Genomic DNA, 9,776 nt, shown 5'->3' on the forward strand with positions numbered 1-9,776 from the left:
TGGCCAGCCCACCTTGATTCACCTATCACTGGAAAGGCAGAAAACGACTCACGACAACAGAAGAGCAAGGCCAACTCCCACCACCAACCCCGCTATTGCCGCCAACGACAACCGAACACGCTCGCGCTGCTTGCGACGTGCCTTGCGCAGCCGCTCCTCGGGCATCGTGACGTGATGGCCGAATCCGGTGTGCAGTACCGCATCGCCTTCAAGGGTCACAGCGGTCAGTTCAAGTTCGGCATACCGCTTTGACAGCGACTTTTCACCGCCATGCGCAGCGAAGGGTGCACATAGATGATAGTCACTCAGGCGCCGCAGCCCTGGGTTCAGCGAGAAAGACTGCCACTCGGGCTTGTCCGAGAGCAGTGGGTAGCAAGGGACCCCAGCGATGATCTCGCGCTCGCCCAGATGAATGTAGGGGCTGTTGACATTGAGGTCGTAGACGAAATTGCGCAGCCATACCTGCAGCAGGTTCGGCCGCACCTCGAGAATCGCCCGCGAATCTTCGACGAAGGCCGGGCGATAGAACCGCCAGTCATCTTCGCAATGAAAGATGTACGGGGTTTTGACATGACCGTAGGCCAGGTCGATCGACGCCAGTTGCCCAAGCTTGGGCTTGTTCACGAACACCGTGCAGTAAGGCTTCCAGTGCTCCGGAATGGCGTCGTGCACGGCCTGGTCACCGCTGTCTTCGGTGATGAAAACCTCACGGATAGGCGCCGTGTTGAACTGATCGAAGCTGTCCAGCGTCAGCTTGAGCAGATCGAACCGCCCGCAGCTGGTCACTACCAGCGTCACATCACTCTTTTCACTAAATTGCACAGCAACCCCCGGTAAATACATCCATGCAGTTGCAACCTCTCCAACCCGTTCGGGTGGCAGCCCAGGGGAGTCAGACCCCCAGTTTCAGACGCAGACGCTGCCAAGCGCTCAGTGGTGGGTGAGGACGGAGTGCCGGCTGCAACTGCTCGACAATACTGCGCCCGACCTGGGCGAAACTGAAACGTGAAACCGCCAGATCTCGGCCGTTGGTGGCGATACGCTGCACCAGGGCCTCGTCGGCACGCAGGACCTTCAACTTGGCCTGCAGCTGGGCAATGCTGCCATACAGTACGACGTTGTGCATGTCCTGCAAACCCAGCGCACGATTCTCCGCCTCGCCCTGGTCGAACGCCAGCAGCACGCAACCGCAGGCCATGGCCTCGAAGTTCTTGATCATGTATTCGCCCATGCCGACGTCGGCACTGACGAAGAAACGAATGCGGTTGAGCGTGTCGCAATACTCGGCCCCCGAATTGGTACGGGTCACCACCAGGTTCTCGACTTGCCCCAGCTCGTCGAGCAACGCCTTGCGGCCGCTGTAGGCCACACTGTTGGTGCTGCCGACGAAGGCAAGCTCCATGTCCCGCTCGCGCCCCTGGTCGGCCAGCAACTGCTGGTCGTAGCCCTTGGGCACGAACACCGCGTCGAAGCCTTCCTGGCGCAGGCGCTCGCTGACCATGAAACCCGAGCTGATCACCCGGGCCCAGGGCAGCTTGCGGTAATGCGCGCTGAACTTGCCGGTGTACTTGCACGGAATGTAGTTCTGGTAGGCATCGTGCTCCAGAATGACCAGATTGGGCACGGTACGGATGAAACCGACCTGACGGATCTCCTGCTTGAAGCGCAGGAAGAAGATGATGCGGTCGTACCGGGTGACGTCCACCTCGCGGCGAAAATACCCGCGCAGGTCGCGCTGTTCGGCACTGCTCAACCAGCGCAGGTCGCATTCGCAATGGGCCGCAACCCCTTCGTACAGCCGGTCAAGAATGGCCCGCTGTTCCTTCTGCACCAGAAATAGAACTTTCATTGTCTTCCTTGCGGCGCTCGGGCCACAGCTATGCAGTCATGCACCGGGTTCAGAGGTCCCGGCGCCAGAACAATTCGTGTCGACGTACCGCCTTGCGGAAGAACTCGTTCTCACCGTAAGGCGAAGGCTGACGACCGGCCAGCCAACGTTGCAGCAGCCGACGCAGGCGACGCTTGAAGGGTGCACGCGGCTGCAGGTCATGCATCATGCCCAGGGCCATGGCCTTGTCGCGCTGGGTGTCCAGCGTCAGGCACAGGCTGTAGGGCGCCCAGGCCTGGCCAGGCTCGACCTGCGGCGGCAAGGCAATGCCGGCACCGCTGTCACCCATCGGCCAGCGATCGTTGTCATGCAGGTGGTTGGCGTAGTACAGCACGCTCTCGGGCTGCCATTGCAGGCCGTGCAACGCTTCGAGCACGGCGGCCTGGGCACACAGATGGTCAGGATGCGGGTCCAGGGTCGGGTGCGGCATCACCAGCACCTGTGGACGCGCCTGCATGATCAGTGCACGCAGGTCGGCCAGCAGGTTGTTCCAGGTGGGCGCGCCGTCCTGGTCGCCCGGCAGCGACAGGGCGTTGAGCTGGCGGAACAGCCGCGTATCGCTCAGGTCGGCTTCGCGTGAGGCGACGGGCTGATCCGGGGCGGCCTGCATGGCGGGCAATTGCAGGCAGAAATAGCCCAGTTGCACGCACTGCGCTTCTGGCACACCGGCCCAGCGCGGTACGGCGATACTGTCCCACGCGCGCAAGCGGCCCTTCAGGCGTGCGGCCTGCGCAGGCTCCAGGCCCATCTGCTGGTAATGCTCGGCCTCGATCTCGCCGGCCGTAAGCGTCACGACCCACGCCTCTTCGGCCTGGCTGTACAGCCCGTAGGCGGCCAGTTCCGCATCGTCGGCGTGGGGCGCAATCACCATCACCCGTCGCTGGCGCAGGTCGCTGGCGCGCACCACGATCAGCGACGCAGCCTCGACCACCCGGCAGCAACGCCCGCGGATGCGCAGCGTGCCGGCCAGCAGCGCCGGCGCCTGCCCGGTCAGATTGAGGTAGCGCAGCCCGTCGACCCCGCGCTCCAAGCCCTGCAGGTCCGCCACCCCCTCGCCCAACACCTCGACGCCAGGATCACGAAAACGCCCCAGCAGCGAGCTTTTGACACGCACCTGCAGCACCAGCGTCTCATCGCCCGACAGGCGCAATGATGCCGGCGCACGCAGCACCAGGCCGTCCAGCGACACCGGCACACGCTCGCAGGGTTCAGGGAACTCGTACAGATAATCATCACCTGGCGAATAGAACAGGTGATCGGCAAACCATGCCTCGTGAGCCACCCACAGCAGCGGCAACAGCACCAGCGCCAGCCACCATTTCACCAGCACGCCCAGGGCGATCAGCACCACCAGAGCGACCAGCAGGCCCACGCGCTTGTTGCGCCGATGGCGCCTGAGCAACTGCTGCTTGCGGCTCACACCTGAAACACCGGCACGGGGTTGCACCATCGGTCCTTGTACTCGCGATCGGCGCGGCCGAAGGAGAACCGCAGCGGCTTGTTCAGCGCACGCGCGGCTTCCCAGGCGCTCTGGGTGTTGAGAAAGCTCAGCACGCTGCCCGGGCTGAAGGCACGCGTCTCGGGGTCGACGCCGCCGTTGACGTACTCGACGCTGACCCACTCGGGAGCCTCGACGCGGTACACCAGCTGGATCGCGATCGGCTTGTCTTCCAGAAACAGCACCGAGCCGATCAGCAACGCGCGCAGGCGTTCGACCATCTCGGCCATGCGCTCGGCACCGGTGGCCGCAAAGCCCCAGCGGCGCTGGAACAGGTTGCAATATATCGACGCGATCTCGGCACTGGTGAATTCGGTGATGGCCCGCACCTGCCCGCCCGCCTCTTCCAGCAAACGCAGTTCGCGGCGCTGGTTGTAGCGAAACTTCTTCGACAGTTCTTCGGGCTGGCGTGCCATGGCCAGGGCTTCGGGCTGCGCCTTGAGGCCGCTGAAACGGCCCTGGTTGAGCTCGGACAGGTAGCGCCCGGCATGGCGCAGCGGCGCCTGTGCATCGGCAGCGGCCGGTAGAATCAGCTCGGCATTGCCCAGGTCGAACAGGCCCTTCTTGCCCCGGCGCTTGAGCACGTCCTTGGACAGTGCCAGGTAGCGGTCCCAGGTGGGGATGGCCGCCTTCAGTTCGTCACCCTGGTACCAGCCCAGGTAACGCACCGGAATATCGGCCATCTCGGCCAGTTGCGCGAGCACCAGCGGGTGGGTCGCCACACTGCCGCCAAAGCGCTGCCAGGCGTCGGCGTAGGCCGGCGCATCGATCACGCGCCAGCCGCGCTCACGCCAGCCTTGTACATAATTGAGCATCAGGCCTGCCCCGTCAGTTCGACAACCTGGGGAAGGTGCCAGAAAGTCTCGCGCACGGCCGTGTCGGAGAAGCGTTCGCGCAGGCGCTCGAGCATGCGCTCGGCACAGGCCTGGCGTTGCGCCTGGTCCAGCTCGGCCAGGTGTTGCAGGCCTTGCGCCAGACGCTCGGCATCCCCGAGCGGGAACAGGGTGCCGACACCTTCGACCACTTCCTTGGCGCCACCGCAGGCGGTGGCCAGCAACGGCACGCCGGCGACCATCGCTTCGAGCAGCACCATGCCGAAAGGCTCGTGGTCCGAGCTCAGGGCAAACACGTCGAAGGCACTGAAATAGCGCCGCGCATCCGGTACCTGGCCGAGAAAGTCCACCTGTGCGGCAATCCCCAGCGCCTCGGCCTGCGCCTTGAGCGCGTGCTCCAGGCGGCCGGTGCCCAGCACTGCCAGGCGGGCGCCTGCCGGCAGTGCCGGCAGCGCCTGGGCAAACCCGCGCAGCAAGGTGGCCTGGTCCTTGTCCGGGTGCAGGCGGCCGACGTTGCCGACGATCCACGCCTTCGCATCCAGGCCCAGGGCCTGGCGCGCCTGCGCGGCGGGCACCAGGCTGGCCTGCAGGGCGTCGATATCGATGCGGTTGTACAGCGTCTGGATACGCTCGGCCGGCCACTTGGGCAGGCACTGGCGCATGTCGTCGCGCACCGCGTCCGACACCCCGAGCAGGCTCAGGCGCTTGCTGAAAATAGTGGCGAACAGCTGGCGGGTACGCCGCTGGTAGTCGCCAAAGGCGTGGTGCACGCCGATCACCGGCAGGCGGGTGGCCAGCAGGGCGATGTAGATAGGCTTGAAGCGATGGGCGATGCAGAAGCTGAATCGGCGCGACGCGGCAATGCGGCGCAGTTCGCGAATCGCGCCCAGCTTCAAGCCACGAATGGCCTTGGAGCTGAACTCGAGAAACAGCACTTCATCGCTCGCACAGCCCGCCGCCACCTGCGGATCGGCGGCGCCGGTGAGAAACACCGTGGTGACGCGGTAGCCCTTGCCCGCGAACAGGCTGGCGTACTGACGGGCGCAGTCGAGAAACGGCCCGTCATAGCCATGGCAAAACTGCAGGACGTGCCGTTCAGCCAACACTGTCATAAGCTTTCGCGCCGTCCTTGACCACCAGGATGTCTTCCATGATCAGGTACTGCAGGTCCGAGCCGAAGAACATGTTCAGGGCATCGGTCGGCGAGCAGATCATCGGTTCGCCACGACGGTTGAGCGAGGTATTGAGCGACACGCCGTTGCCGGTCAGGGTCTCCAGCGCCTTCATCATGTCGTAGTAGCGCGGGTTGTACTCGCGCTTGAGCACCTGGGCCCGCGAGGTGCCATCTTCGTGGACCACTTCCGGCACGCGGGTCTTCCACTCTTCAGCCACTTCGAAGGTGAAGGTCATGAACGGGGCCGGGTGATCGATCTTGATCATCTGCGGCGCCACGGTGTCGAGCATCGACGGGCAGAAAGGCCTCCAGCGCTCGCGGAACTTGATCTGGTGGTTGATGCGGTCGGCCACGCCCGGCACGCTCGGGCAGCCGATGATCGAACGTCCGCCCAAGGCCCGCGGGCCGAACTCCATGCGGCCCTGGAACCAGGCCACCGGGTTGCCGTCGACCATGATCCGGGCGATCTGCTCGGGCATGTTGTCCAGCTTGCGCCAGGTCGGCTTGTGTTCGTGACGGGCGCAGGCGGCGATCACGTCCTCGTTGCTGTACGCCGGGCCGAGGTAGACGTGTTCCATCTTCTCGACCGGTACGCCACGGGCGTGGGACACATAGGCGGCAGCACCGACTGCGGTGCCGGCGTCGCCCGAGGCGGGCTGCACGAACAGCTCCTTCACGTCGGGACGGGCGATGATCTTCTGGTTCAGCTTGACGTTCAGCGCGCAGCCGCCGGCAAAGGCCAGCTTGCCGGTTTCCTTGAGCACGTCACCCAGGTAGTAGTCGATCATCTGCAGCGCGAGCTTCTCGAACAGCGCCTGCATGCTGGCCGCGTAGTGGATGTACGGCTCGTCGGCGATGTCGCCTTCGCGCTTGGGGCCCAGCCACTCGATCAGCTTGGGTGAGAAGTAGAAACCCTTGCCCTTCTCTTTATAGCGGCGCAGGCCGATGACGTTGGCGTAGTCGGTGTTGATCTCCAGCTCGCCGTTTTCGAAGCTGGCCAGGCGCGAGAAGTCATACTTGCTGGCGTCGCCGTACGGCGCCATGCCCATGACCTTGAACTCGCCGTCGAGCATTTCGAAGCCCAGGAACTCGGTGATCGCGCCATACAGGCCGCCGAGGGAGTCCGGGTCGAAGAATTCCTTGATCTTGTGGATCTTGCCGTTTTCACCGTAGCCGAAGAACGTGGTGGCGTACTCGCCCTTGCCGTCGATTCCCAGGATCGCGGTCTTTTCCTTGAAACCCGAGCAGTGGTAGGCGCTGGAGGCGTGGGCCAGGTGGTGCTCGACCGGTTCGATCTTGATCTTTTTCGGATCGAAGCCCAGTTGCTCCAGGCACCAGACGATCTTGTTGCGGTAGCGCTTGTAGCGACGGTTGCCCATCAGCAGCGCGTCGAGGGCGCGATCCGGGGCGTACCAGTAACGCTTGGCGTAGTGCCAGCGGGCCTTGCCGAACAGGCTGATGGGGGCGAACGGAATCGCTACCACATCGACATCGGACGGCTTGATGCCGGCCTGTTCGAGGCAGAACTTCGCCGATTCGTAGGGCATGCGGTTCTTTGCATGTTTGTCGCGCACGAAGCGCTCTTCTTCAGCGGCGGCAATCAGCTTGCCGTCGATGTACAGGGCCGCGGAAGGATCATGGCTAAGGGCGCCGGACAGGCCAAGAATCGTCAATGCCAAGGGTCTAGCCTCTTCAAATCTGTAGATGTGCGCCCCGGCCTCATGGGCGGGTGGCAGCGAAAGGGCGGGATTATAGCGTAAAGCGTGGGGGTGCATGTAGGAGGCGCAGCGTTGTGTTGGCAGTTGCGCCCTCTTCGCCGGCAAGGCCGGCTCCTACGGGGTCGCGCACACTTGTAGGAGCCGGCCTTGCCGGCGAAGAGGCCGGACGCCCTACTCGGCAATCAGCCAGTCCATGCGCCAGCTGCCCTGGGTCTGCCCCAGCACCTGGGCCAGCCACGGCAGCAATGCGCGCAGCTCTTCTTCCAGGCCCCATGGCGGGTTGGCGATCGCCAGGCCCGAGCCGTTCAAGCCCTGCGGGCTGTCCTGCGGGTGCACGTACAGCTCCACCCGCAACAGCTTCGGCGCACCGGTGCTGGTCAGGTCCTGATAGAAACGCACCAGCTGGCGCTGGTCCTTGATCGGGTACCAGATGGCCGCGACCGTCTGGCGCATGCGGCCAATCGTCTCCTTCATCGCCACCGTGCAGCGCTTGAGCTCATCGGCCTGCTCGAAGGGCGGGTCGATCAGCATCACCGCGCGCTTCTCCTGCACCGGCAGCAAGGCCCTCGGCACGTGCCAGCCCTCGCCCAGGTGCACCGCCACGCGCGGGTCCTTCTTCATGTTTTCCTTGAGCAGGCGCCCGTCTTCGGGGTGCTTCTCGTTGAGCAGCACGCGGTCCTGCTGGCGCGCCAGGCGCCGTGCCAGTTCGGGCGACCCCGGGTAGTAGCGCAGCTCGCCATCGGGGTTCATCTTGCGCAGGATGCGCAGGTAATCGGCCGTCACCTCGGGCAGGTCGTCGCGCCCCCAGAGCCGGCCGATGCCTTCCAGCCACTCGCCGGTGCGGGTCGCCTGGTCGCCCTGCAGGTCATACAGGCCAAGGCCGGCGTGGGTGTCGAGGTAGGCGAACGGCTGCTCCTTGCGCGACATCAGCGCAATCAGCCGGGTCAGTACGAGGTGTTTGAACACGTCGGCGTGGTTGCCGGCGTGAAAGGCGTGACGATAGTTCATGGCAACTCCTGCAAGGCCCGGAAGTTTACCCTGTCAGGCCCGCGCCGTCAGGTGACAGCCGCCAGAATGACAACGGCCCGACCTCCAGAAGAGGCCGGGCCGTTGCCGGGCAGCATGATGCAGCCGTGTTACTTGTCGGCGTGGAACGCCGCTTCAGCGGTTTCGAAACGCTTGACCATCGCAGCCGACGGGCTGCCCGCCTTGCTCACGAAGTAGATCGCCAGCGATGCGAACAGGAAGCCCGGGATGATTTCGTACAGGCCCATGGTGTCGAACTGCTTCCACAGGATCACGGTCACCGCGCCCACCACGATGCCGGCCAGTGCGCCGTTGCGGGTCATGCCCTTCCACAGTACCGAAATCAGCACCACCGGGCCGAAGGCGGCACCGAAGCCGGCCCAGGCGTAGGCCACCAGGCCCAGCACGCGGTTGTCCGGGTTGGCGGCCAGCGCGATGGCGATCAGCGCAACCGCCAGCACCATCAGGCGACCGACCCATACCAGCTCGACCTGCGAGGCGTTCTTGCGCAGGAAGGTCTTGTAGAAGTCTTCGGTCAGGGCGCTGGAGCACACCAGCAGCTGGCAGCTCAGGGTACTCATCACTGCAGCCAGGATGGCCGACAGCAGCACACCGGCAATCCACGGGTTGAACAGGATCTTGGCCAGTTCGATGAACACGCGCTCGTGGTTCTCGGTGACCGGGCCGGCCACTTCAGGGTGCGCCGAGAAGTAGGCGATGCCGAAGAAGCCCACGGCCACGGTACCGGCCAGGCACAGGATCATCCAGGTCATGGAGATGCGCCGGGCATTGGCGATCGATTTCACCGAGTCTGCCGCCATGAAGCGCGCCAGGATGTGCGGCTGGCCGAAGTAGCCCAGGCCCCAGCCCATCAGCGAGATGATGCCGATGAAGGTGGCGCCCTTGAACATGTCGAAGTTGCCCGCGCCCTGGGCTTCGATGGCCAGGAAGGTGGTGTCGAAGCCGCCGGTGGCGATCAGCACGATCACCGGGGTCAGGATCAGCGCGAAGATCATCAGCGTGGCCTGCACGGTGTCGGTCCAGCTCACCGCCAGGAAGCCACCGATGAAGGTGTAGGCGATGGTGGCAGCAGCACCGGCCCACAGTGCCGTTTCATACGACATGCCGAAGGTGCTTTCGAACAGGCGGGCACCGGCCACGATGCCGGAGGCGCAATAGATGGTGAAGAACACCAGGATCACGATTGCCGAAATGATGCGCAGCAGGCCGCTGCGGTCTTCGAAACGGCTGGCGAAATAGTCCGGCAGGGTCAGCGCGTCGCCGTTGTGCTCGGTCTGCACGCGCAGGCGACCGGCCACGAACAGCCAGTTCAGGTAGGCGCCGACGGTCAGGCCGATGGCGATCCAGGCTTCGGAAAGGCCCGACATGTAGATGGCGCCCGGCAGGCCCATCAGCAACCAGCCGCTCATGTCCGAGGCACCGGCCGAGAGCGCGGTCACCACGCTGCCGAGGCTGCGGCCACCGAGGATGTAGTCGGAAAGGTTGTTGGTGGAGCGATAGGCCATGAAGCCGATCAGCACCATTGCCGCGATATAGATCACGAACGTGATCGTGAGTGGATTGCTAAAACTCATTGTTGCGCCCTGGCGTTTGTTTTTATGTAGTGACAGCCGCTAAC

8 protein-coding genes are annotated in these 9,776 nt (G+C 64.4%); all 8 read right to left on the reverse strand.

What is annotated here, in order from left to right; genetic code table 11:
* Window positions 1-48: 48 nt before the first annotated feature.
* The 8 genes from V9K84_RS19715 to putP all read right to left on the reverse strand — a co-directional run bounded on the left by V9K84_RS19715 (window position 49) and on the right by putP (window position 9,732).
* Window positions 49-822, reverse strand: a complete 774-nt coding sequence (locus V9K84_RS19715) for a hypothetical protein (protein WP_088514708.1) — start codon at window positions 820-822, stop codon at window positions 49-51.
* Window positions 823-892: 70 nt separating this feature from the next.
* The gene (locus V9K84_RS19720; protein WP_088514707.1) at window positions 893-1,849 is read right to left on the reverse strand and encodes a glycosyltransferase; all 957 of its coding nucleotides are present in this window, start codon (window positions 1,847-1,849) and stop codon (window positions 893-895) included.
* Window positions 1,850-1,898: 49 nt separating this feature from the next.
* Entirely contained in the window at window positions 1,899-3,308 is a 1,410-nt protein-coding gene (locus V9K84_RS19725; protein ID WP_088514706.1) for a PIG-L family deacetylase, read from the reverse strand.
* Window positions 3,305-4,201, reverse strand: coding sequence for an antimicrobial resistance protein Mig-14 (locus V9K84_RS19730; RefSeq protein ID WP_088514705.1), 897 nt, complete (start codon window positions 4,199-4,201; stop codon window positions 3,305-3,307). The genes V9K84_RS19725 and V9K84_RS19730 overlap by 4 nt, the downstream gene beginning before the upstream one ends.
* Window positions 4,201-5,331 (reverse strand): glycosyltransferase, encoded by a 1,131-nt coding sequence (locus tag V9K84_RS19735; RefSeq protein WP_088514704.1) that lies wholly within the window; start codon window positions 5,329-5,331, stop codon window positions 4,201-4,203. Before V9K84_RS19735 ends, V9K84_RS19730 begins: the two co-directional genes overlap by 1 nt.
* A complete protein-coding gene (locus tag V9K84_RS19740) occupies window positions 5,315-7,072 on the reverse strand; it encodes a carbamoyltransferase (protein ID WP_043863582.1) in 1,758 nt (585 codons plus the stop codon). The genes V9K84_RS19735 and V9K84_RS19740 overlap by 17 nt, the downstream gene beginning before the upstream one ends.
* 210 nt (window positions 7,073-7,282) lie before the next feature.
* A complete protein-coding gene (gene rlmJ / locus V9K84_RS19745) occupies window positions 7,283-8,119 on the reverse strand; it encodes a 23S rRNA (adenine(2030)-N(6))-methyltransferase RlmJ (RefSeq protein ID WP_043863583.1) in 837 nt (278 codons plus the stop codon).
* A 128-nt stretch (window positions 8,120-8,247) separates the two neighbouring features.
* Entirely contained in the window at window positions 8,248-9,732 is a 1,485-nt protein-coding gene (gene putP / locus V9K84_RS19750; RefSeq protein WP_088514703.1) for a sodium/proline symporter PutP, read from the reverse strand.
* Window positions 9,733-9,776 lie beyond the last annotated feature (44 nt).

This window comes from Pseudomonas sp. AE27 (assembly GCF_037113495.1).
Lineage (GTDB): Bacteria > Pseudomonadota > Gammaproteobacteria > Pseudomonadales > Pseudomonadaceae > Aquipseudomonas > Aquipseudomonas palmensis.